General features: G+C 64.9%; 28 protein-coding genes and 1 tRNA gene. 10 read left to right on the top strand and 19 right to left on the bottom strand.

Annotated features, from left to right (window positions below; genetic code table 11):
• Positions 1 to 62 precede the first annotated feature (62 nt).
• On the top strand, positions 63 to 548 hold the full coding sequence (locus EUV02_RS07280) for a peroxiredoxin (protein ID WP_135245594.1): 486 nt from the start codon (positions 63 to 65) through the stop codon (positions 546 to 548).
• 141 nt (positions 549 to 689) lie between these two features.
• On the opposite strand, the gene EUV02_RS07275 is transcribed toward EUV02_RS07280, so the two are convergent.
• The 5 genes from EUV02_RS07275 to EUV02_RS07255 all read right to left on the bottom strand — a co-directional run bounded on the left by EUV02_RS07275 (position 690) and on the right by EUV02_RS07255 (position 5,752).
• On the bottom strand, positions 690 to 2,534 hold the full coding sequence (locus EUV02_RS07275) for a M2 family metallopeptidase (RefSeq protein ID WP_135245593.1): 1,845 nt from the start codon (positions 2,532 to 2,534) through the stop codon (positions 690 to 692).
• 58 nt (positions 2,535 to 2,592) lie between these two features.
• The gene (locus tag EUV02_RS07270; RefSeq protein WP_166430552.1) at positions 2,593 to 3,429 is read right to left on the bottom strand and encodes a PEPxxWA-CTERM sorting domain-containing protein; all 837 of its coding nucleotides are present in this window, start codon (positions 3,427 to 3,429) and stop codon (positions 2,593 to 2,595) included.
• A gap of 90 nt (positions 3,430 to 3,519) precedes the next feature.
• Positions 3,520 to 4,293 carry an alpha/beta fold hydrolase gene (locus tag EUV02_RS07265; RefSeq protein WP_135245591.1) on the bottom strand — a complete coding sequence of 258 codons (774 nt, stop codon included), beginning with the start codon at positions 4,291 to 4,293 and terminating at the stop codon, positions 3,520 to 3,522.
• Positions 4,290 to 4,727, bottom strand: coding sequence for a GFA family protein (locus tag EUV02_RS07260; RefSeq protein WP_135245590.1), 438 nt, complete (start codon positions 4,725 to 4,727; stop codon positions 4,290 to 4,292). The genes EUV02_RS07265 and EUV02_RS07260 overlap by 4 nt, the downstream gene beginning before the upstream one ends.
• Complete coding sequence (locus EUV02_RS07255) at positions 4,724 to 5,752, bottom strand: aspartate-semialdehyde dehydrogenase (RefSeq protein WP_135245589.1); 1,029 nt, start codon at positions 5,750 to 5,752, stop codon at positions 4,724 to 4,726. Before EUV02_RS07255 ends, EUV02_RS07260 begins: the two co-directional genes overlap by 4 nt.
• Positions 5,753 to 6,026: 274 nt before the next feature.
• Between EUV02_RS07255 and EUV02_RS07250 the strand changes: the two genes are divergently transcribed.
• On the top strand, positions 6,027 to 6,521 hold the full coding sequence (locus EUV02_RS07250) for a hypothetical protein (protein WP_135245588.1): 495 nt from the start codon (positions 6,027 to 6,029) through the stop codon (positions 6,519 to 6,521).
• Here the strand turns inward: EUV02_RS07250 and leuB are convergent.
• From leuB to leuC, 4 genes are all read right to left on the bottom strand, one after another.
• Complete coding sequence (gene leuB / locus EUV02_RS07245; protein ID WP_135245587.1) at positions 6,518 to 7,591, bottom strand: 3-isopropylmalate dehydrogenase; 1,074 nt, start codon at positions 7,589 to 7,591, stop codon at positions 6,518 to 6,520. The genes EUV02_RS07250 and leuB overlap by 4 nt on opposite strands.
• Positions 7,592 to 7,610: 19 nt before the next feature.
• Positions 7,611 to 8,213 (bottom strand): 3-isopropylmalate dehydratase small subunit, encoded by a 603-nt coding sequence (gene leuD / locus EUV02_RS07240; RefSeq protein WP_135245586.1) that lies wholly within the window; start codon positions 8,211 to 8,213, stop codon positions 7,611 to 7,613.
• 35 nt (positions 8,214 to 8,248) lie between these two features.
• Complete coding sequence (locus EUV02_RS07235; protein WP_135245585.1) at positions 8,249 to 8,596, bottom strand: hypothetical protein; 348 nt, start codon at positions 8,594 to 8,596, stop codon at positions 8,249 to 8,251.
• A gap of 93 nt (positions 8,597 to 8,689) precedes the next feature.
• Positions 8,690 to 10,102 carry a 3-isopropylmalate dehydratase large subunit gene (gene leuC / locus EUV02_RS07230; RefSeq protein ID WP_135245584.1) on the bottom strand — a complete coding sequence of 471 codons (1,413 nt, stop codon included), beginning with the start codon at positions 10,100 to 10,102 and terminating at the stop codon, positions 8,690 to 8,692.
• Between the two features lie 196 nt (positions 10,103 to 10,298).
• On the opposite strand from leuC, the gene EUV02_RS07225 reads away from it, so the two are divergent.
• Positions 10,299 to 11,120 (top strand): bestrophin-like domain, encoded by an 822-nt coding sequence (locus EUV02_RS07225; RefSeq protein WP_135245583.1) that lies wholly within the window; start codon positions 10,299 to 10,301, stop codon positions 11,118 to 11,120.
• A 132-nt stretch (positions 11,121 to 11,252) separates the two neighbouring features.
• Here EUV02_RS07225 and ruvB read toward each other — a convergent pair whose 3' ends face one another.
• Complete coding sequence (gene ruvB / locus EUV02_RS07220; protein WP_135245582.1) at positions 11,253 to 12,287, bottom strand: Holliday junction branch migration DNA helicase RuvB; 1,035 nt, start codon at positions 12,285 to 12,287, stop codon at positions 11,253 to 11,255.
• A gap of 290 nt (positions 12,288 to 12,577) precedes the next feature.
• Between ruvB and EUV02_RS07215 the strand changes: the two genes are divergently transcribed.
• A tRNA-Lys gene (locus EUV02_RS07215) sits at positions 12,578 to 12,653 on the top strand.
• Between the two features lie 49 nt (positions 12,654 to 12,702).
• Here the strand turns inward: EUV02_RS07215 and ruvA are convergent.
• The 7 genes from ruvA to EUV02_RS07180 all read right to left on the bottom strand — a co-directional run bounded on the left by ruvA (position 12,703) and on the right by EUV02_RS07180 (position 16,430).
• The gene (ruvA, locus tag EUV02_RS07210; RefSeq protein WP_135245581.1) at positions 12,703 to 13,302 is read right to left on the bottom strand and encodes a Holliday junction branch migration protein RuvA; all 600 of its coding nucleotides are present in this window, start codon (positions 13,300 to 13,302) and stop codon (positions 12,703 to 12,705) included.
• On the bottom strand, positions 13,299 to 13,796 hold the full coding sequence (gene ruvC / locus EUV02_RS07205; RefSeq protein ID WP_135245580.1) for a crossover junction endodeoxyribonuclease RuvC: 498 nt from the start codon (positions 13,794 to 13,796) through the stop codon (positions 13,299 to 13,301). The genes ruvA and ruvC overlap by 4 nt, the downstream gene beginning before the upstream one ends.
• Before the next feature lie 3 nt (positions 13,797 to 13,799).
• A complete protein-coding gene (locus tag EUV02_RS07200) occupies positions 13,800 to 14,543 on the bottom strand; it encodes a YebC/PmpR family DNA-binding transcriptional regulator (protein ID WP_135245579.1) in 744 nt (247 codons plus the stop codon).
• Positions 14,544 to 14,618: 75 nt separating this feature from the next.
• Positions 14,619 to 15,404, bottom strand: coding sequence for an FAD binding domain-containing protein (locus EUV02_RS07195; protein WP_135245578.1), 786 nt, complete (start codon positions 15,402 to 15,404; stop codon positions 14,619 to 14,621).
• The gene (locus tag EUV02_RS07190) at positions 15,397 to 15,876 is read right to left on the bottom strand and encodes a (2Fe-2S)-binding protein (RefSeq protein ID WP_135245577.1); all 480 of its coding nucleotides are present in this window, start codon (positions 15,874 to 15,876) and stop codon (positions 15,397 to 15,399) included. Before EUV02_RS07190 ends, EUV02_RS07195 begins: the two co-directional genes overlap by 8 nt.
• A gap of 54 nt (positions 15,877 to 15,930) precedes the next feature.
• Positions 15,931 to 16,176, bottom strand: a complete 246-nt coding sequence (locus EUV02_RS07185) for a DUF2312 domain-containing protein (RefSeq protein WP_135245576.1) — start codon at positions 16,174 to 16,176, stop codon at positions 15,931 to 15,933.
• Positions 16,177 to 16,274: 98 nt separating this feature from the next.
• Entirely contained in the window at positions 16,275 to 16,430 is a 156-nt protein-coding gene (locus EUV02_RS07180; RefSeq protein WP_243445814.1) for a YdcH family protein, read from the bottom strand.
• A 242-nt stretch (positions 16,431 to 16,672) separates the two neighbouring features.
• Here EUV02_RS07180 and EUV02_RS07175 point away from each other — a divergent pair, with 242 nt between their 5' ends.
• Both EUV02_RS07175 and EUV02_RS07170 read left to right on the top strand, forming a co-directional pair.
• Complete coding sequence (locus tag EUV02_RS07175; RefSeq protein WP_135245574.1) at positions 16,673 to 16,870, top strand: YdcH family protein; 198 nt, start codon at positions 16,673 to 16,675, stop codon at positions 16,868 to 16,870.
• A 97-nt stretch (positions 16,871 to 16,967) separates the two neighbouring features.
• Positions 16,968 to 17,546 (top strand): tetratricopeptide repeat protein, encoded by a 579-nt coding sequence (locus EUV02_RS07170; RefSeq protein WP_135245573.1) that lies wholly within the window; start codon positions 16,968 to 16,970, stop codon positions 17,544 to 17,546.
• Between the two features lie 68 nt (positions 17,547 to 17,614).
• On the opposite strand, the gene EUV02_RS07165 is transcribed toward EUV02_RS07170, so the two are convergent.
• Positions 17,615 to 18,103 (bottom strand): Hsp20 family protein, encoded by a 489-nt coding sequence (locus EUV02_RS07165; protein ID WP_135245572.1) that lies wholly within the window; start codon positions 18,101 to 18,103, stop codon positions 17,615 to 17,617.
• Positions 18,104 to 18,285: 182 nt separating this feature from the next.
• On the opposite strand from EUV02_RS07165, the gene EUV02_RS07160 reads away from it, so the two are divergent.
• The 3 genes from EUV02_RS07160 to EUV02_RS07150 are packed head-to-tail and all read left to right on the top strand — an operon-like array spanning position 18,286 to position 19,498.
• Positions 18,286 to 18,681 (top strand): DUF1465 family protein, encoded by a 396-nt coding sequence (locus tag EUV02_RS07160; protein WP_166430551.1) that lies wholly within the window; start codon positions 18,286 to 18,288, stop codon positions 18,679 to 18,681.
• Positions 18,678 to 19,088, top strand: a complete 411-nt coding sequence (locus tag EUV02_RS07155) for a VOC family protein (RefSeq protein ID WP_135245570.1) — start codon at positions 18,678 to 18,680, stop codon at positions 19,086 to 19,088. The genes EUV02_RS07160 and EUV02_RS07155 overlap by 4 nt, the downstream gene beginning before the upstream one ends.
• Before the next feature lie 11 nt (positions 19,089 to 19,099).
• The gene (locus EUV02_RS07150) at positions 19,100 to 19,498 is read left to right on the top strand and encodes a DUF2147 domain-containing protein (RefSeq protein ID WP_135245569.1); all 399 of its coding nucleotides are present in this window, start codon (positions 19,100 to 19,102) and stop codon (positions 19,496 to 19,498) included.
• Positions 19,499 to 19,534: 36 nt separating this feature from the next.
• Here EUV02_RS07150 and EUV02_RS07145 read toward each other — a convergent pair whose 3' ends face one another.
• A complete protein-coding gene (locus EUV02_RS07145; protein WP_135245568.1) occupies positions 19,535 to 20,566 on the bottom strand; it encodes an AraC family transcriptional regulator in 1,032 nt (343 codons plus the stop codon).
• 89 nt (positions 20,567 to 20,655) lie between these two features.
• On the opposite strand from EUV02_RS07145, the gene EUV02_RS07140 reads away from it, so the two are divergent.
• Complete coding sequence (locus EUV02_RS07140) at positions 20,656 to 21,504, top strand: TauD/TfdA dioxygenase family protein (RefSeq protein ID WP_135245567.1); 849 nt, start codon at positions 20,656 to 20,658, stop codon at positions 21,502 to 21,504.
• Positions 21,505 to 21,515 lie beyond the last annotated feature (11 nt).

Below are 21,515 nucleotides of genomic sequence, written 5' to 3'. Positions count from 1 at the left end.
GTGCTGGACGCCGCCAGCGGCCACCGCTATTCAAGTCGCACAATCCAAGAGGGAGAAAGTCCATGACCGTTGCTGTTGGCGATGCCGTGCCGAGCGCCGTGCTGATGAAGATGACCGAAGCCGGCCCCGCGCCGGTGACCACCGAAGCGCTGTTCGGCGGGCGTACCGTGGCGCTGTTTTCGGTGCCAGGCGCCTTCACCCCGACATGTTCGGCCAAGCACCTGCCCGGCTACATCACCCACGCCGGCGAGATCAAGGCGCGCGGCATCGACGAAATCGTCTGCATTTCGGTCAATGACGTGTTCGTCATGGGCGCCTGGGGCAAGAACGCCGATGTCGGCGACAACGTCACGATGCTGGCCGACGGCAACGGCGACTTCGTCAAGGCGCTCGGGCTGACGATGGACGGTTCGAAGTTCGGCATGGGCCTGCGCGGCCAGCGTTTCTCGATGCTGGTCAAGGACGGCAAGGTGGTCGAGCTCAATGTTGAAGAGCCGGGCGCGTTCAAGGTGTCTTCGGCTGAGCATTTGCTTGAGCAGCTGAAGTAGGCAGGGAGCGGGCGCGGGCAAAGCCCGCGCCGTCGGACGGGTTCAGCGGCTTGATCGCCGCTGCCCCGCCGGCCGGCAGCGCGCGAGTCCGCGCGTAAGACTAAATTTGCCGTGCAGATTTCGGCTTACGCGCTGGCAGCGCTAGCTGCTCCACCCGCACTGCTGCCCCTTGTTCTGCTCCTTGAGCCAGACCTGCAGCGGCGCGAAATACGCCAGCACCGCGCCGGCATCCATCTCGCGGCTGCCGGTGAACTTTTCCAGCGCATCGGGCCACGGCTTCGACGAGCCCATTTCGAGCATGGCGTTGAGCTTCGCGCCGACTTCCTTGTTGCCATAGATGTTGCAGCGGTGCAGCGGGCCCGTCCAGCCGGCCTGCTTGCAGGCGGCTTGATAGAACTGGAACTGCAACACCCGCGCCAGGAAGTAGCGCGCATAGGGCACGCTCGCCGCGACATGATACTTGGCGCCGGGATCGAAATCGGCTTCCGAACGCGCCACCGGCGGCATGATGCCCTGATACTGTTCGCGCAGGTCGTTCCATGAGGCGTTATAGGCGGTCGGCGGGGTCGCGCCCGAGAACACGCCCCAGCGCCATTTGTCGACGACATAGGTCCACGGCATGCCGGGCACCTTTTCGAGCGCCTGACGCAGCAGCAGTCCGATATCCTTTGACGCGTCGGGCACCTTGGCCGGATCGAGCAGGCCGATCTTGACCAGATAATCCGGCGTTACCGACAGTGCGACGAAATCGCCGATCGCTTCGTGGAAGCCGTCATTGGCGCCGCCGCGATAGAACAGCGGCTGCTTGTTGTAGGCGCGCTGGTAATAGTTGTGGCCGAGTTCGTGGTGGATCGTCACGAAGTCGGTCGAGTTGACCTTCGTGCACATCTTGATGCGCAGATCGTCGACGTTATCGACGTCCCAGGCGCTGGCGTGGCAGATGACTTCACGGTCGGCGGGCTTGGTGATCTGCGAGCGTTCCCAGAACGTCGCGGGCAGCGGCGCAAAGCCCAGCGACGAGTAGAAGCCCTCGCCGGTCTTGACCATCTTGACCGGGTCATAGCCCTTGGCCTTGAGCAGCTCGCCGGTATCATAGCCGATGGTGCCGGCGCCCGGCGGTGCGACGACATCATAGATGCCGCTCCAGTCCTGCGCCCACATGTTGCCGAGCAGGTCGGCACGGATCGGGCCGGTCTTTTTCTGCACCGCATCGCCGTATTTCTTGTTGAGCTGGGTGCGCGTGAAGCAGTGCAGTTCGGTGTAGAGCGGCATCAGCTGGTTCAGCAGCTTGTTCTGCATCGCCGCGAACGCGTCGGGGTCCATGTCATAACCGGCGCGCCACATCGCGCCGACATCCTTGTAGCCGAGGTCGCGCGCGCCCTGGTTGGCGATTTCGACCATGCGCACGAAATCGGGGCGCATCGGTGCGCCGACCTTGTGCCATGACGTCCAGATTTCCTGCGTCAGTGCCGGATCGCGCGTCGTTTCCATCAGCGCTTCAAGGTCGTTGCCGCCGGTCGCCTTGCCCTGGAACGTGCCCTTGCCCTTGCCATAGGTCGATTTCATCCGCGTCGACAGCGTCGACAGCTCATCGGCGACACCAGGCGTATCGGGCGCCGGCAAGGTCAGCCCGAGCTTGAGGCCGTCGAGCTGGCGGCGGGTGTCATAGCTCAGGCCGGGGGTGTTGTTGAATGTCGCGGCCTTTTTCGCCAGCCGCACCGCCATTTCGGTGCCCTGCGCGTCGACCTTCGACGCCAGCCAGTCGGTATCATCGGTGATGTAGGTGGCATTGACCCAGGCAATGCGCGCCGCGGTGTCGCTGTAGCGCTGCACTTCGGCAGTCGCGTCGGCGATGAACTTGTCGGCTTCGGCAGCCGTCGGGACTGCGGCCTTGGCCGTTGGCGCGGCGCCAGCAGGTGCCAGCCCGGCGGTCGATGCCAGACCTAGCGCTATACCCAGCGCCAAGGTTGAGACGATGGTTTTCATTCAAACAAACTCCCCGCATTGATGCTTGAACGCACATCAACGCGGGGAGGTGTTTTGGTCAAGCCGTCTTGCGACGACGTGCCCGGATTGCCCCGCCGGCGAGACCGAATCCGGCCAGCATCTGCGCCCAGACTGCCGGTTCGGGCACGCCGGGTGCAGCGTTGTTATAGTCGAAACCGCTGTTCGAGGTGATGACCGCCGCGTTGGTGACATTCTGGCCGCCACTGGTCACCACAGACTGCAACCCCAGCCAGCGTGCGGTGTGGCTGAAGTCGACATAGGCGCTGCCGGCACCTGGGCCGAACAGGAAGACGCTGGCATCGGCAGTCCAGCCGGCGCTGAGCAGCATCACCTGGCCGCTGACATAGTTGCGGTGAAAAGTCAGGATTTGATCGACCTGCATAAGCCCCAACCCATAGTCGGTGAGGCTCCATTGATCGAAGCTGTTGCTCTGCGCCGGATTGTACCAGTTGAAGCCCGTCGACGCGGCTGCGCTGGCATTCGATGAAAACAGCGTCCCGGTCAGCCGCAACTGGAAGGTCGCGATACCGCTCTGTCCCGGCGTTCCGGTGTTGATGACTATCTCATCCTCGAACTGGCCGCGCGCCGACGATTGCTGGTTGCCCAACTGCGCCAGATTGGCCGACGCATAGTAGCGCTGCAGGCCGTAGTCGGTGATCGAAAAGGTCGTGCCGGTCGGGCGCGTCGCGCTGGCCGTTGCCGGGCCGGGCGTGGGCGCATCCAGCCGCTGGATGAATTCGAGCGGCGGCGCGCCGCTGCCGTTGTTGACGACATTATAGATATACGCCGACACGAAGGTATTGGCTGCAGCCGGTACGGCCGCGAGCGCGACGACTGCCAGCGGCAGTCCGCGCAAGAAATTGCGAATCTTCATTATTTTCTCCCCCCGACCGATGAATACCCGAGTCCCGACTCGCGTTTTCCTCATCGATCAGCGAAATTCTTCAGTCGATCATGATGATTGTCAATGACGGCTTCGGCTTGGCGCGGTGAGAAAATCCTTAATGGCTGTACCGAGCGCCGGCACCGTCACCGCGCTCATGTGGTTGCCCGGCACTTCGACATAGGTCGCGTGCGGCAGCGTCGCCGCAAGCTCGGGCGCCGAACCATTGTCGGCGTCATCCTTGCCGCAAACGACCAGAATCGGCGTCGCCAGCGCCTTGAGCGTGTCGAGCGGCGTCACCGGCTGCGCGCGCAGGACGTGTGCGACCGCTTCGCCGTCGATCTTGTTGGTCTTCATGAACTGTGCGGCGAACCAGCCGTCGCTGCCGCGTTCGAAACTGTCGGCATTGGCGATGACATGCAGGAACCAGCCGGTGCGCTTGCCCGATTCGACCAGGCCCGCGAGCCCCATCCCCGAAACAATGGCACGGCGCGGCCGCATCCCGCGCGCCAGCAGGCGAATGACGGTGCGTGCACCCATCGAATAGCCGCCGAGGTCGAAAACGGTGAGCCCGAGGTGCGCCACCAGCGCCTCGATGTCCTGCGCCAGCACGTCCGCCGGATAGGCGGCTGCGTCATGCGGTGCGGCGCTGGCGCCATGCGCGCGGAAGTCGGGCATGATGACGCGGAAACCGGCGTCGGCGAGTGTCTTGGCGGTACCGTAGCGCAGCCAGTTGGTTGCGGCGTTGCTGAACAGCCCATGGAGCAGCACCACCGGCCGTCCCGCGCCGAGGTCGGTCCAGGCGATTTCAACGCCATCGAAGCTGGCGAAGCGGTGTGTCGTGGGTTCGCTCATTCGGGGTCGCCCGTGCCACTTTCCCAGCGCGCCACCAGCGGCGGATATTCATCGGCGCGGGTTTCGGGCAGGTCGTCGGGGTGAATCCACGCCGCGTGGCGGCTTTCGACGCCGAAGTGGCTAGTCGGCGCAAACGCCTCGGGAGCGTCAAGCGAGCCCAAAGTCAGGTCGATGCGCGCGCTGTCGGGATAGTCGAAGGTCAGCGGTGTGCCGCACGCCGCGCAATAGCCGCGCCGGCCGAACGGCGACGACATGTAATGCGCGGGTTCGCCGGTGAGTGTCAGGTCCGCCTTGGCGACATTGACGAACGCCGCGGCGACATTGCCGACGGCGCGCTGGCACATCCGGCAATGGCACCAATAGGCCTTGTCGGCCTCGGCGCGCGCGACGTAGCGGACGGCGCCGCACTGGCAGCCGCCCGCGACGTCGATCATGCGGCCTTCTTGAGGTGCCGGCGGCCGAGCAGTTCGGCAATCTGCACCGCGTTCAAGGCCGCGCCCTTGCGGAGGTTGTCGCTGACGCACCACAGGTTGAGGCCGTGCGGCACCGTCGGATCGACGCGCAGGCGGCTGATATAGGTCGCATATTCGCCGACGCATTCGATCGGGGTGACGTAGCCACCGTCCTCGCGCTTGTCGACGAGCATGATGCCGGGCGCCTCGCGCAGGATCGACTGCGCGTGGGCCAGCGAAATCGGCCGTTCGAATTCGATGTTGATCGATTCGCTGTGGCCGACGAACACCGGCACGCGCACGCAGGTCGCGGTGACGTCGATGGCGGGATCGAGAATCTTCTGCGTCTCGACGACCATCTTCCATTCTTCCTTGGTCGAGCCGTCTTCCATGAAGACGTCGATGTGCGGAATGACGTTGAAGGCAATCTGCTTGGTGAACTTCTTCGCGGCCTTGGGGTCGCCGACGAACACCGCGCGGGTCTGCTCGAACAGTTCGTCCATGCCTTCCTTGCCGGCGCCCGACACCGACTGATAGGTCGACACCACAACGCGCTTGATGGTCGCGGCATCGTGCAGCGGCTTCAATGCCACGACCATCTGCGCTGTCGAGCAGTTGGGGTTGGCGATGATGTTGCGCTTGCGGTAGCCGTCGATGGCGTGCGGGTTCACTTCGGGCACGATCAGCGGGATTTCGGGGTCCATCCGGTACAGCGAGCTGTTGTCGATGACCGTGCAGCCGGCGGCCGCCGCGCGCGGCGCGTGAATCTTCGTCGGGCCACTACCCGCCGAAAACAGCGCAATGTCCCAGCCGGTGAAGTCAAAATGGTCGAGATTCTGCACCTTGAGCGTTTTGCCGGTATCGCCGAAATCGATCATGTCGCCCTGGCTGCGCGCCGAAGCCACCGCTGCCAGCTCGGCAATCGGGAACTCGCGCTCGGCAAGGATGTTGAGCATTTCACGTCCGACATTGCCGGTCGCGCCGACAACGACCACTCGATAGGCCACTTTGCTTCTCCAAAGGCGCTGCCGGGTGTGGCAGCGGGGGGTCGCTTTACCCCAAAGTGCGGCGCGCGCCAATGCCGCGCATCATATGCTTCGCACTGACGATGTTGCAGCGCGGCGAATAGAGCGAAATCGGATGCAATTTGGCTCGCACGACTCAGGGCTTTTGCGTCATAATGCCAACCGGTCAGATCGGGGGGTCTAGAACGTGGGTGTCGCTATCGATCCGGGGAATGTTGTCGTCGCGCTGCGACGACAGTTTGAAACCAATTGGCAAATGTTTGCTGTCCGCGGCGTGCTGGCGTTCGCGCTCGTCGTGGTCCTCGTCGTGCGCTTTTACTACGGCTTTCGTATGCTGACGCCGGGCTTTGCCTTGTACGCATTCGCCGATGCCGCCGCGCTGATGATTGCTGCGATCTGGCGGGCACCGTCGAACGGCCGGGCATGGCTGCTCGTGACCGATGCGCTGGTCGGCTTTGCGGCAGGCGCCGCTGTGTTCGCGCGCCCGCTGTTGCCCGAATTTTCACTGGTCATCGTCATCGGGTTGCGGGTCGGCATTGGCGGCGTCTTGCTGCTGATGTCGGCAACACGCCTTGATGGCCACGCCGGACAGCGCGTCATGGTCGCGGCCGGCATGGCTTCGGTGTTGTTTGCCGCAGCGCTGTTCGCGGCACCGCATGCGGGGCTGTCGTGGCGGCTGGCGCTCTACCTGCTGGTCTTTGGCGCCCTGAACTTCGCGCTGGCCTGGCAGTTGCGCTCAAGCCGCCGCTAGCCCGCCAGCGCGGCCAGCACCGCGTCACCCATCGCCACCGTCCCCAGCGTGCCGCCGATATCGCCGGTGCGCGCGCCGCGATCGAGCGCCGTGGCCACCGCCTTTTCGACGCGGTCGGCGAGATCGCCGCGGTCGAGGCTATATCGCAGCGCCAGCGCGAGACTGAGGATCGACGCACACGGGTTGGCGAGGCCCTTGCCGGCGATGTCGGGCGCCGAGCCATGAATCGGCTCGTACAGCCCGGGCATGCCCTTCACGCCGAGTGCCGCCGACGGCAGCATGCCGAGCGAACCGGTCAGCATCGCCGCTTCGTCCGACAGAATGTCGCCGAACAGATTGTCGGTGAGGATGACGTCGAACTGCTTGGGGTATTTGACCAGCTGCATCGCGGTATTGTCGGCGAGCATGTGGCTGAGGTCGATATGCGGATACTCGGCGTCACGCAGCGCCTGGACTTCTTCGCGCCACAACAGCCCCGATTCCATGACGTTCGATTTTTCGGCCGAACAGACGCGGCCCGTGCGCTTGGCCGCGAGCTCGAACGCCACGCGCGCGACGCGGCGGATTTCGCTGCTGGTATAGACCTGCGTATTGACGCCGCGACGTTCGCCGTTGCCGAGATCGCTGATGCCGCGCGGTTCGCCGAAATAGACGCCGCCGGTCAGTTCGCGCACGAACATGATGTCGAGGCCTTCGACGAATTCGCGCTTGAGGCTCGACGCATCGGCAAGCGCGGCAAAGCACAGCGCCGGACGCAGATTGGCGAACACTTCCATGCCGGCACGCAGTGCCAGCAGCCCGGCTTCGGGGCGCTTGTCATACGACTGCTTCGCCCATTGCGGGCCACCGACGGCGCCCATCAGCACGGCGTCCGACGCCTTGGCCAGCGCCAGCGTCTCGGGCGTCAGCGGCACGCCGTCGGCATCGATCGCGGCACCGCCAAAGCGCGCTTCACAGACGCTGACGTCCAAGCCGGCATTGGCATTGAGCCAACCAACAAGGCGACGGCTCTGGGCAGTCACTTCAGGGCCGATTCCGTCACCGGGCAGCAACAGCAGCGTCTTGGTCATTTCAATATCTTTCGCTTGTTCAGGCAGCGCGCTTGGCAGCGCCACCGATCCACGGCTTGTCGGCGGCGAGGCGGTCTTCGAACGACGCGATGGCAGCACCCTGCGCCTCGGTGAGGCCGATCTCGTCGACACCGCCGATCAGGCAGGACTTGCGGAACGGATCGATTTCGAAGCTGAAGCGGTCCTGGAACGGCGTCGTGACCACCTGATTCTCGAGGTCGATGGTAATGTCGTCGGTCGCCGCAACTTCCATCAGCCGGTCGATCTGGTCCTGCGGCAGCGCCACCAGCAGCATGCCGTTCTTGAACGCATTGCCGCTGAAGATATCGGCAAAGCTTGGCGCGATCACCACCTTGAAACCAAGGTCGGCGAGCGCCCAGGGCGCATGTTCACGGCTCGACCCACAGCCGAAATTATCGCCGGCAATCAGGATGGGGGCTTGCCTGTGGCGCGGCGCATCGAAGATGTTGTCGGGGTCTTCGCGCAGCACCGCGAACGCACCCTTGCCCAGCCCCTTGCGGGTCACCGTCTTGAGGAAGCGTGCCGGGATAATAACGTCGGTATCGACGTTTTCGGCACCGAACGGCACGGCAATGCCGGTCAATGTGGTGAAGGCCTGCATGGGTCGACTTCCTGAAGTTTGTGCGGCAACTGCCGTTAGTTGCTACCCGCTGACGGCGCCGGCTTGTCCATGATCATCTTCTGGACTTCGCGGCTTTGATCGGCCCATTGGCGGCGCGTCTGGCAGCGCTTGGTCGAGGCGATGCGCGAACCGGTATTGGTTTCAACCTTGCACACGACCGCATCGGGATCCTTGGGATCGGGCTTGGTCGCTGCCACCTTGATTTCGGGGTTGCCGGGCTTGACGGCGGCGGCAGTGTCGGCGGCGACCGGCACTGCAACCGTTGGCGGCGCGGCAGGCTTGACGACATCCTGCGCCAGTACCGGCGTGGCAAGCATTGTGGCTGCGACGATCAGTGTCAGGTGGCGAACGCTCGGAAACATGATGAACCTCGTACTGGTTTGGTGCGCAATCAGGCTGGGCCCGGCGGAATGTGCTGACAATACCGCAGTGCAGCGAACTGCGCCACTGTCGTTCTAGCGCATCAGGTCGCGGACATCGGTGAGGCGTCCGGTCACTGCCGCCGCCGCGGCCATCGCCGGCGATAGCAGGTGCGTGCGCGCGCCCGGTCCCTGGCGGCCGACGAAGTTGCGGTTCGACGTGCTGGCGCAGCGCTCGCCGGCGGGCACCTTGTCGGGGTTCATGCCGAGGCACATCGAGCAGCCCGGCGCGCGCCAGTCGAACCCGGCGTCGATGAAGATGCGGTCCAGCCCTTCAGCCTCGGCCTGCGCCTTGACCAGCCCCGACCCCGGCACGACCAGCGCCTGCTTGACGTTGGCCGCGACCTTGCGGCCGGCGACCACCGCAGCGGCGGCGCGCAGATCCTCGATGCGGCTGTTGGTGCAGCTGCCGATGAAGATGTTCTGGACTTCAACGTCGGCCATCGCGGTGCCGGGCACCAGTCCCATATAGTCGAGCGCGCGCGCTGCAGCCGCCGCCTTCGACGGGTCGGCGAAGTCTGCCGGTGCGGGCACATTGCCGGTGATCGCCACGACGTCTTCGGGCGACGTGCCCCAGCTGACCAGCGGCGCGATGGCGCTGCCGTCGATGATGACGACGCGGTCGTAGCGCGCGCCAGGGTCGGTCTTCAGTGTTGCCCAATAGGCCAGCGCGGCATCCATATCTGCGCCTTTTGGCGCGCGCGGGCGGCCGGCGACATAGGCGTAGGTCTTGGCATCGGGCGCCACCAGTCCGGCACGCGCGCCGGCCTCGATCGCCATGTTGCACAGCGTCATCCGGCCTTCCATGCTCATCGCTTCGATGACCGGGCCGGTGTATTCGATGACATGGCCGGTGCCGCCGCCAGTGCCGATCTGGCCGCAGATCGCCAGCGCGACGTCCTTGGGGGTCACGCCGAAGCCGAGCTCGCCGGTGACGCGCACTTCCATCGATGCCGATTGCTTGAGCAGCAAGGTTTGGGTGGCAAACACATGTTCGACTTCGGACGTGCCGATGCCGAACGCCAGCGCGCCGAACGCGCCATGCGTCGCGGTGTGGCTGTCGCCGCACACCAGCGTGACGCCCGGCAAAGTGAAGCCCTGCTCCGGCCCGATGACATGGACGATGCCCTGGGCGGCGGCGTTGATCTCGATATGCTCGATGCCGAAGTCGGCGCAATTGGCGGCGAGTGCGGCGACCTGGGCGGCAGATTCAGGATCGGCAATCGGTTCGAAGCGGTGGTTGGTCGGCACATTGTGATCGGGCACCGCCAGCGTCAGGTCGGGGCGGCGGACGGCGCGACCCGCCAGCCGCAGTGCCTCGAACGCCTGCGGCGTCGTGACTTCGTGGATCAGGTGGCGGTCGATCCAAATCAGCGCGGTACCGTCATCGCGCTGGTGGACGACATGGTCGTCCCAGATCTTCTGATACAAGGTGCGCGGCTTGGTCATGGTATGCGGACTCGCGTCGATTCAAGGTGAAAAAGCGTCCATAAGGCGCTACGCCGGTCGCGGCAAACAACAAGGCAATGTGGTCAGTCTTTACAGGTCAAGCGGTGCCGTACATGCGGAACAGCTTGACCGGATTACGACCGCAAGATTTATATAACATACTGAATAATAACGATTACTATTCCGCGGGGTGCATGTGATCAACAGTCTGGTCGATATCATGCCGATCTGGGCGATCGGCGCGCTGCTGCTGACATTGATCGGGCTGGCAACGGCGCTTGGCGGCCGCTTGCGCAATCATATCGCGATCAATCTCGATACATTTCCTGCCACCTCGGCGTCGGTGACGATGCTGTCGCTGCTGATCGGCTTCACCTTTTCGGTGGCGCTCAACCGCTATGACACGCGCCGCGACCTTGTTGTCGAGGAAGCCGGTGCACTGACGATGGTCTGGGAACGCGTCCGGCTCGAGCCCCCCGAAGTCCGCGACCGAATGCAGCCACTCGTCCAGAGATACCTCGCGCAACGCCTCGCCTACTTCCAGAATGGCGTCGTCGTCGACCGCAAGCGCGCCGCCGATGTCGCTGCCGAAGACGTGCAGAACAAGATGTGGGCCATCGTCAACGAACTTGTCACCGACGACACGCGACCGCTGATTACAAGGTCACTGATCGACGGGATGACGCGTGTCGATGATGCCGCCTGGCGTCGCGAATCGGCGGCGCGCGAACATATCCCGCTGCTGGTCATTGATCTGCTGATCCTGTTCTCGCTGATTACCGCCGCCATCATCGGCTATTCGACCGGCCTGCAATCAAAGGTCAACCGGCCGATCAACATCGCCTTCTTCACGCTGCTAACACTCGCCATCCTGATGGTGCTCGATCTCGACCGGCCGCGTTCGGGATTGGTACGCGTCTCGCAGCAACCGATGATCGACCTGCAAGCCGATATGGCCGCCGACGTCGCAGCGCAGCGCGCGCTGGCTGCGGTGCCGCCGACGGAAGTCGTGCAATAGTAAAGAGCCTCCGGCGGGCAGGGCCTTGGCCCTGCACCCATCAATTGAGTCGGTGCATCAATACGCTGCCGTGGCTGCATTTGGCCCATCCGAACAATTGGGTGCAGGCCTCAGGCCTGCCCGCCGGAGGCCCTAATCGTCCTCGTCAAGCAACGGCAGTTGCACCTGCGTCGCGGGTGGTGTCAGCCCGAGGTGTTTCCAGGCGCTGGCATTGAGCATGCGCCCGCGCGCGGTGCGTGCCACCAGCCCCGACTGGATCAGATAGGGTTCGATGACATCCTCGACGGTGTCGCGCGCCTCGCTGAGGCCCGCGGCGAGGGTTTCGATGCCGACCGGCCCGCCGCGATAGATGTCGGCGATCATCATCAGATAGCGCCGGTCCATCGAATCGAGCCCGAGGTTATCGACTTCGAGGCGGTTGAGCGCGGCATCGGCGATCTTCGCGGTGACGGTGGCGTGGCCGGCGACCGCGGCGAAATCGCGGACGCGGCGCAGCAACCGCCCCGAAATGCGCGGGGTGCCGCGGGCGCGCGACGCGATTTCGTGCGCGCCATCATCGGTGAGGTCCATAGCCAGCAACTGGCTGGCGCGGCGTACGACGCTTTCGAGTTCGGGGACGGTGTAGAAAATAAGCCGCAGCGGAATGCCGAAGCGGTCGCGCAGCGGCGTCGTCACCAGCCCGGCGCGGGTGGTGGCGCCAATCAGCGTGAACGGTGGCAGGTCGATGCGCACCGAGCGGGCGGATGGTCCTTCGCCAATCATCAAGTCGAGCGCGCGGTCCTCCATCGCCGGATAGAGGATTTCCTCGACTGCGGGCGACAGCCGGTGGATTTCGTCGATAAACAGCACGTCATGCGGCTCAAGGTTGGTGAGCAGCGCCGCGAGGTCACCCGCCTTGGCGATGACCGGTCCCGAGGTAGCGCGGAAACCGACGCCCATTTCGCGCGCGACAATCTGCGCCAGCGTCGTCTTGCCCAGCCCCGGCGGCCCATGCAGCAGCACATGGTCAAGCGCCTCGCCACGCCCGCGCGCCGCCTCGATGAAGATGCGCAGGTTTTCACGGCTAGCCGCCTGCCCGACGAATTCGTCGAGCGTCTGCGGACGCAGCGCGGCGTCGATGTCTTCGGGGCGGCGCTGCGCGGTGATGGGGCGGTCGTCGGCGTTCATCGATACTGTCTCTACCGGCTGTCGCGGCGCGACGCCATGGCCTGCGGATCGCGCCCGAAGTGAACATTTTACACGTTCTTGAGGCAGGTCACGGAGGCGATTGCAATTTCGCCTTTCCGGCGCTATGCGTGCACCATGCTCAAACGAAAAACCACGCGAACAACGACCGCCCGGTAACGGCGCGCTGCCCGCGCGCCCGTCGCGCCGAGGTAGCTCAGTGGTAGAGCAGCTTTCCTATTCAAAGCAGGTCGTTGGTTCGATTCCAGACCTCTGGCACCACCCAGCCCATTGTGCCCGTAGCTCAATAGGTAGAGCGGGAGATTTTTACCCTCTAGGTCGCGAGTTCGAATCTCGCCGGGCACTCCAAATTTTCGTCGCGAAATCGATTGCTGTCAGGTGACCCTGAACCGATTGCCTAGCGCGCACTCTTCCGCAGCGCCACGCGCAGCAGCTCGTTGACGCTCGCGCCCTCGCCCAACTCCGCCTGCGCCTCAGCGACCGCGCGGCTGGCGTCGACGGGGCGGAAGCCGAGGTTGGCGAGCGCCGACAATGTATCGGCGACGGCGCCCTTGGGGCTGCTGATGGGGGCAGCGATACCGGGGCCGGTGGCGATGGTGCCGGCCTTGTCCTTGAGTTCGTTGATGATGCGCGCGGCGAGTTTGGGGCCGACGCCGTTGGCGCGGGCGACGCTGGCGGCATCCTTGGCGGCGATGGCGTGCTGGACTTCGGCGGGGGACAGCACCGACAGGATGGCGAGCGCGACGCGGCCGCCGACGCCCTGCACCGACAGCAGCAAGCGGAACCAGTCGCGTTCATCCTCGGCGAGGAAGCCGAACAGCTGAATCGCGTCTTCGCGGACCTGGGTTTCAATGTGCAAGGTCGCAGGGCTGCCGGTCGGGCCGAGTGCGCCCAGCGTCTTGCTGCTGGCGTGGACGAGGTAGCCGACGCCGTTCACGTCGATCACCGCGCTGTCGGCGGCGGTCGAGTCGAGCAATCCCCTGAGCTTTGCGATCATGGAAACGACTTGTGCAGCGCCGCCGCGGTTCCGGCAAGATGCGCGTGGGTGATGGCGACGGCGAGCGCATCGGCGGCGTCCTCGCCCGCGACCTTGCAGCCCGGCAGCAGCCGTTCGACCATCGCGCGGATCTGGCGCTTGTCGGCATTGCCGACACCGACGACGGCTTTCTTGACCAGCCGCGTCGCATATTCGGCGACCGGCAGGCCGCTGCGCGCCGCAACGAGCAGCACGACGCCGCGCGCCTGGCCGAGCTTGAGCGTCGATTGCGGGTTGGTGTTGACGAAGACTTCCTCGACCGCCGCACCATCTGGTGTGTGCGCGGCAATCACCGCCATCAGCCCGTCGTGCAGCGCCAGCAGCCGATCGGAAAGCGCATCGGCGGCGCGGCTTTTGACCGCGCCGTTGGCAATGTGCCGCAAGCGGTTGCCCTGCGCCTCGATCACGCCCCAGCCGGTGGTTTGCAGCCCTGGGTCGAGGCCGATGAGGATCACGCCTTAGCCGAGCTTCGCCAGCACGTCTTCGGGGACGTCGTAGTTGCCGTAGACGGTCTGGACATCGTCATCGTCTTCGAGCGCGTCGATGAGGTTCATCAGCGTGCGGGCATTGGCTTCGTCGACCGAGACGTTTTCCTTGGCGCGCCAGTGCAGCTTCGCCGATTCGGGTTCGCCGAGCTTGGCCTGCAGCGCCTTGGCGACTTCGTGGAGTGCGTCCATCGCGGTGTAGACTTCGTGGCCGTCCTCGCTCGACACGACATCGTCGGCACCGGCTTCGAGCGCGGCTTCGAACACCGTGTCGCCGTCGCCGGCCTTGAGTTCATAGGTAATCAAGCCGCAGCGTTCGAAACCGTGGCTGACCGAGCCGCTGGCGCCGAGGTTGCCGCCATTCTTCGAAAAGATCGTGCGGACGTGCGTCGCGGTGCGGTTGCGGTTGTCGGTGAGCGCTTCGACGATGATGGCGACGCCGCCGGGGCCGAAGCCTTCGTAGCGCAACTCTTCGAAGTCATCGCCACCGGGTTCCGCGGCCTTTTTTATGGCGCGGTCAACATTGTCCTTGGGCATCGATTCCTTGCGCGCCGCGAGCACCGCAGTGCGCAGCCGCGGGTTCATCGCCGGATCGGGCAGGCCGGACTTCGCCGCGACGGTGATTTCACGCGCCAGCTTGGAGAAGATTTTCGACCGCTTGGCGTCCTGCGCGCCCTTGCGGTACATGATGTTCTTGAACTTGCTATGGCCGGCCATGGTCGGAAAACGCGCCTTTAAATTGGGGTCGCGCGCTGTTTAGGCCGGTCGGGGGTGTGAAAGCAACCGGCGGCGCTAAACCGCGGCCGCGACCGCCCGACCGAGCATGACACCGGCGAGCGACGCGCGGTAGTCGGCGCTGGCGTGGATATCCGAATTGAGGTCGTCGGCGTCGAGCACCAGGCCCTTGACCGCCGCAACGCTGAACGTGCCGTTCAGTGCCGCTTCGGCGGCTTCCCAGCGGAACACGCCCGGGCCGGCACCGGTGACCGCGACGCGGACACCGTCCGCAAACTTCGCAACGAACACACCGACCACCGCATAGCGCGACGCCGGGTGGCGGAACTTGGCGTAGGCGGCCTTTTCGGGGATGCGGAAGCCGATGCGCGTGATGATTTCGCCGTCGGCCAGCGCGGTGGCGAACATGCCCTGGAAGAAGTCGTCGGCCTTGGTGCTGCCGGCGGTGGTTTCGACGATGCCGTCGAGCGCCAGCACGGCAGCGGGATAGTCGGCGGCGGGGTCATTGTTGGCGACCGAACCACCCAGCGTGCCACGGTTGCGGACCTGCGGGTCACCGATGCCGGACGCGAGCTGCGCCAGCGCGGGCAATGCCGTCGCATCGGTCGCAACCGCAGCGTGGCGCGTCATCGCGCCAATCCAAAGGAGGTCACCCTCCTTGGTGATGCCGGTCAATCCGGCGACCTGCGACAGATCGACCAGCGTGTCGGGCATGCGCAGGCGCGATTTCATGGCGGGCAGCAGCGTGTGACCACCGGCGAGAAGCGCCGCTTCGCCACCGGCGTTGAACGCCACAGTTGCAGCCGCTAACGTCGCGGGGCGTTCGAGGGCGAATTCACGCATTGGACTTGCCCCCCATCGCCTTTGCACCGGCGCCGATGGCGGCGATGATGTTCTGGTAACCGGTGCAGCGGCAGAGATTGCCTTCAAGGTCGTGCGCGATGGTTTCAGCGCTGACGTTCGGGCCGTGGCGGCGGACGATTTCGAGGCCCGCCATCACCATCCCCGGCGTGCAGAAACCGCACTGCAGCCCGTGGTTTTCCTTGAACGCTGCCTGCATCGGGTGAAGCTCGTCACCCTTGGCCAGCCCCTCGATCGTGGTGACCTTGGCGCCGTCGAGCGTCGCCGCAAGCACCGTGCAGGATTTGACGGCGACGCCGTCGATCAGCACGTTGCAGGCGCCGCACTGGCTGGTGTCGCAGCCGATGTGCGTACCGGTCAGGCTCAGCCCATCGCGCAGCAGTTCGACAAGAAGCGTTGCGGGCGACACTTCATGCGTCGCGGCAACACCGTTGATCGTGAGTTTGGTTTGCATGTGCAGACCTTCGCGCAAATGGGCGGGGTTGTGCAAGCCCCAACCGCTGCGGAGCTAGTCCGCCAGCCCGAGCGCCGCCTTGTAGGTTTCCAGCAGCGCTTCGGCTTCCTGCCGCGCGCCCTTGTCCATTTTGCGCAGCGCGACAATCTTGCGCATCGTCTTGGCGTCGAAGCCGGTGCCCTTGGCCTCGGCATAGACGTCCTTGATGTCGTCGGCGATGCCCTTCTTGTCTTCTTCGAGTCGTTCGATTCGCTCGATGAACAGCCGCAGCTGTTCGGCGGAAACATTGTCCGTCGACATGGTCACTCCAGTGCTGATTGCCGCCGGCGCAGGGCGCCGGGTTCAGCGCACCGGTACTGCGCGCCGCGGGCGCTTGCAAGCTACGTTGAGCAGGTGGCTCAGGCCGTCAGCGACATCTCTTCCTTGATCCGCAACTTCTCGCGCTTGAGCCGGGCGACGCGAACCGTATCGGGCATCGGACGCAGCGTTTCCTGGTGCAGCGATGCCTCGATCTGGGCGTGTTTGGCAGAGAGTGCAGCGAGATGGTTGGTCACTAGCTTTCCCTTTCGTGCGAGATGGGCACACCAGATAAAATCACAGGAAATGCGTCTTGTCGCGGCCTAATTTGCGGATTGCGGCCAAGCCCAAGGCTGGTGAGACAAGACGCCGCAAACCACTAGCGCTAGCGGCTCGACACGCGGCACCGCGCTTGCCACTGTGCAGGCGTTGCGCGACTCGGACGCGCAACGTTTTGCGGCAACGGGACGCCCGTCCCCGACCAGCGAGTGGAGCCAGAGTGGACGAAGCCGAACTGCGCGCACGCCTTGAAACTGCCACCGAGGAGCACCGCGATCTCGACGCTGCCATCGAGGCACTGCGATCGATGCCGGGACATGACCAGATACAGATCGCCCGGCTCAAAAAACGCAAGCTGCGGTTGCGCGACGAGATCGCCCAGCTGCACGACCTGCTGGTTCCCGACATCATCGCCTAGGCTGCACGCTGCTGCGTCAACGCCGCATGAAGTTTTGATTACCGGTCACGCGCCAATGTGATATTGTGACGCAATTCTGTGGGAGGAATTGGACATCATGGCAAGGTTTGCGAACGCCCGAAATCTGGCCGTCGCAGCGCTGGTGCTGGCAGCAGCGCCGGCATTTGCTGCAAGCACGGTGATCGGCGGCGGTAACGCGCGCGGCTGCTACGAGGCCGCTGAATTCAACCAGTCGGTCAAGGTCGGGCTGGCGGTGTGCAACGCCGCGATCCAGGAAGATGCGATGTCGACCGAGCAGCGCGCCTCGACCTATGTCAACCGCGGCATCGTCTACATGCACGCGCGCAACCTGACTGCAGCCATCGCCGACTATGACGCGGCGCTCAAGCTCAACAACCAGCTCGCCGAAGCCTATGTCAACAAGGGCATCGCGCTCGTCCACCTCGGCGGCCGCGACAAGGATGCCGTTGCGGCGCTGACCTCGGGGCTGGGCTATAATCCCAGCCGCCCCGAAATCGCCTATTACACGCGCGGCATCGCCTATGAGCTGATCGGCATGACGCGCGAGGCGTACGAGGATTATAAGTCGGCGGTATCGCTGAAACCCGACTGGGCCGAAGCTAGCGCACAGCTGCAGCGCTTCTCGGTGGTGCGCCGGACGACCGCATCGTCATAAGCTGCATATCTTGAACACGAAAAAGGGCCCGGGATTGCTCCCGGGCCCTTTGCGTTGCAGCAGCGCGCTTATTCGGCAGCGAGACGCGTCGCGTCGATCGGCGCAGCTTCGACGGTGACCGTCGGGGCGTTGCCGATCTCGACCTTGCGCGGCTTCTTGTGCTCGGGCACTTCGCGGACGAGGTCGATGTTGAGCAGGCCGTTTTCGTAGCTGGCACCGGTCACCTTGATGGTGTCGGCGAGCTGGAAGCGGCGCTCGAACGCGCGCTTGGCGATGCCGCGATGCAGGAAGACGCGGTCGTTGGCGGCTTCCGGCGCATCGGCGGTGGCGCCGGTGACGATCAGCGTGTTTTCCTGCACGGTCAGGTCGAGCTCGGCCTGCGCGAAGCCGGCGACCGCCATGGCGATCCGGTAGGCACCGTCGCTGACCTTCTCGATGTTGTAGGGCGGGTAGCCGTTGTCGGCGCTGTCGCCGCGGGTGGCAAAATCGACGAGGCGGTTGAGGTTTTCATAACCGACCGACGAACGCAGCAGCGGCGAAAAATCAAAAGCACGCATGGGTAATCCTTTCAAGCAAAGCGATACGCGAGCCGCTCCGCCGGTATGGCCGGAGCGTTTGTCGGCACCCCGAATGGCAGCGCCGACAGCACAGATTTAGGAAGCGCCAAACGCGGTTCAAGGGGGCGACAATGCGTGCAATGATGATTGGTGGCGCGCTTGAAATCGGGCATAGAAGTCCCATGGAAAGCCGCTCTACCAGCCTGAACACAGCCAATCCGGCCGCCGCTTCGGTCGATCCGATTTATGCCGAAGCACTCAAGCTGGCGGATGCCGCACGCGGCTATTTCGACGGCCCCGGCATTGCCGAGCGTGCGCAATTGCCTGAAGCTGCACGCACCGCAACGGCACTCGAATCGCTGCGCATCACCACGCGGCTGATCGCCATCGTGTCATGGGGCCTGCTGCAGCAAGCCATCCGCAACGGCGAGGTCGCCGCGCACGCCGACCGCCGGCTGAGCCTGCCCGACGTCGATGTTGCGCTCGACCTATTGCCGGCGCGGGCACGCGGGCTGGCAGTGGCCAGTCGCGACCTGTTCGCGCGTGCGCACGCCGCTGATATGGCGCTTGCCGCATGAGGCCGCGCTTTCACCTCGCTATCCCCGTCGATGACCTGGCGGCGGCGCGGCGCTTCTACGGCGAGTTGCTCGGCTGCGCCGAAGGCCGGTCGAGTTCGCACTGGGTCGATTTCGATTTCGAAGGCCACCAGCTCGTCGCGCATCTGGCGCCACGCGCGGCGCAAGCGCACAACCCCGTCGACGGCGACGATGTGCCGGTGCCGCATTTCGGGCTGGTGCTGGGCTGGGAAGCCTGGGAAGCACTCGCGGCCAAGCTGACCGCAGCCGGCACGCAGTTCGTCATCGCCCCGCGCATCCGCTTCGCCGGGCAGGTCGGCGAGCAAGCGGTGATGTTCCTCCATGACCCGGCGGGGAACGCCCTGGAGTTCAAGGCGTTCAAGGATATCGGGCAATTGTTCGCTCGCTGACAGGAGTCATCATGCGCCGCTTTGCCATCGCGCTGCTATTTGCCACGCCGGTGCTGGCGGCAGCCCCCACCACACACCGATCCTACGGCGTCTGGCACAACCCCGCGAACAGCGTTCACGTGGCGGCCAAACCGTGCGGCGACAAGATGTGCGGCGTCGTCGTCTGGGCCAACGCCAAGGCCAAGGCGGACGCGGCCAAAGGCGGCAGCCCGCACCTTGTCGGCATGGACCTGTTTCAGGACTTTACGCAGGTCGACGACACCCATTGGAAGGGCAAAGTCTTCGTCCCCGACATCAACAAGACGTTTTCAGGCACGGTGACGGTCGTCAACGACAACACCCTGACCGGCAAGGGCTGCCTGATTGGCGGCATTGGCTGCAAGTCGCAGACCTGGACGCGGGTGAAGTAAGGGCCTCCTGCGGACAGGCCCGAGCCCTTCGCCCAGCTACGCGGCCGCCGCTCGCCAGTCGCTAGGCGTCTTGCCGGTCCAGCGGCGAAAGGCGTCGGTGAAGCTTGCCTGATGGGCGTAGGCCAGCGCGTCGGCGACATCGGCGATGGCCAGCCCGGTGGTTTGCAATAATTCGCACGCCATCGCCCGCCGCGTCGCATCGAGTTCGGTTTGAAACGTCGTGCCTTCGCGCGCCAGATGCCGTGTCAGCGTCCTCAACTCGATGCCGAGCAGCCGCGCCATTGCGCCGGTCGACGGTGCGCCGCGCAGGATCAGCGGCCGCATCGCGCGTTGGACGCGGCGCGTCCATGGTCGTTGCGCCTGTGCCAACTGCGCGCTGGCGTTGCTGCTGATCCGGTTGAAGGTTTCAGGGTCGCCACCCGCGACGGGCGCATCGAGCGCCGCCACCGGCAACACGACACCGGCTTCGGCCTGGTCAAAGCGTAGCGGCGCGCCGAGTGCGACGTCGAACGGCCGTTGGTCGACAGGCGGGCGCAACGGCAGCAGCATCTCGACCGGCACCACCGCGCCCTGCGTCAGTTCGCGGATGACGCTGGCCAGCGCCGCGACCAGCATCGGATAGAGCTGGTCCTGCGCGACGGCATCGCGCTCGTAGATCGCATAGCCGAACACGACGTCATCGCCCGACCGGTGGAGATAGACGGTCGCGCCGCGTGAATTGACCGCCTGGACATCGACTGCGGCGACCATCGCCTGACCCAGCGTCGGTGCGGCACGGAACAGCGCGCCAAGCTGGCCGAGATCGGCGGTGGTAGTGCGCGCACCGAGCAACAGTCCGAACTGCGGATTGCCGGTCAGTTTTGCGCAGCGCGCGAGAATGCGGCTGCACTGGCGGTACGAAATCAGCGCATCGCTGTCGGCGAATGCGGCGGCGGCAACGCCTGTGCCGTTAACAATCGCGTCGAGCGCGACGCCATATTCTGCCGCCAGTGCGGGCAAATGCACGAGCGGGCCGACGCGCTGCAGCGCGTCGAGCGATTGCGACTGGGTTTGCGGACTGTCCGACATTCCTTAATCGTGCGCGAGGTGACGGGTGTATGACAAGCCTGCAGGCACGTTCGCCAAGGACGTCGCCGATGCACGTCGGGGAGAAAATCATGCAGATCGAACGACTGACCTGCGCGCTGGGCGCCGAAATCAGCAACATCAAACTGGCCGAAGCGGCGACCAACGATGATCTTTTCGGCGAAATCCACGCCGCGCTGCTGGCCCACAAGGTGCTGTTCTTCCGTAACCAGCCGCTGACCGATGCGCAGCATGCCGGCGTCGCGCGGCGCTTCGGCCCTCTCGAGGATCATCCACTGACCACCAGCGTCGACGGCGAGCCGGGTATCATCCACATCAACAAGACCCCCGACAACCCGCCCGAACGCTATGAGAACGCCTGGCATACCGATGCCACGTGGCGCGAATGTCCACCGATGGGCGCGGTGCTGCGTTGTGTCGAATGTCCGACCGTCGGCGGCGACACGATGTGGGCGAATATGGAGCTGGCGTACGAACGGCTGCCCGACCACATCAAGGACGACATCGCCACGCTGCGCGCGCGCCACAGCATGGAGGCGACGTTCATGGCGGCCAAGCCGATGGCCGACCGGCTGGCGATGAAGGAGCGCTTCCCCGACCCCGAACACCCGGTGGTGCGCACCCACCCCGAAACCGGCGCCAAAGCGCTGTTCGTCAACGCCTTCGCGACACACTTCACCAACTATCACACCGCCAGCCGAGTGCGCGTCGGGCAGGATTTCACCAACGGCGCCGGCGAGCTGTTGCGCTTCCTGCAATCCCAGGCAGCGATCCCCGAATATCAGCTGCGCTGGCGCTGGACGCCCGACAGCATCGCCATCTGGGACAATCGCTGCACCCAGCACTATGCGGTGATGGACTATCCGCCGTGCAATCGCCGGATGCACCGCGCGACGATCATCGGCGACCGGCCGTTCTGAGCGACCCCGAA

It is taken from the genome of Glacieibacterium arshaanense, assembly GCF_004681125.1.
In the GTDB taxonomy this organism is placed as follows: Bacteria; Pseudomonadota; Alphaproteobacteria; order Sphingomonadales; family Sphingomonadaceae; genus Polymorphobacter_A; species Polymorphobacter_A arshaanense.
Note: the sequence above shows the minus strand (reverse complement) of the source record. Positions and strands in the feature narration are given on the sequence as shown.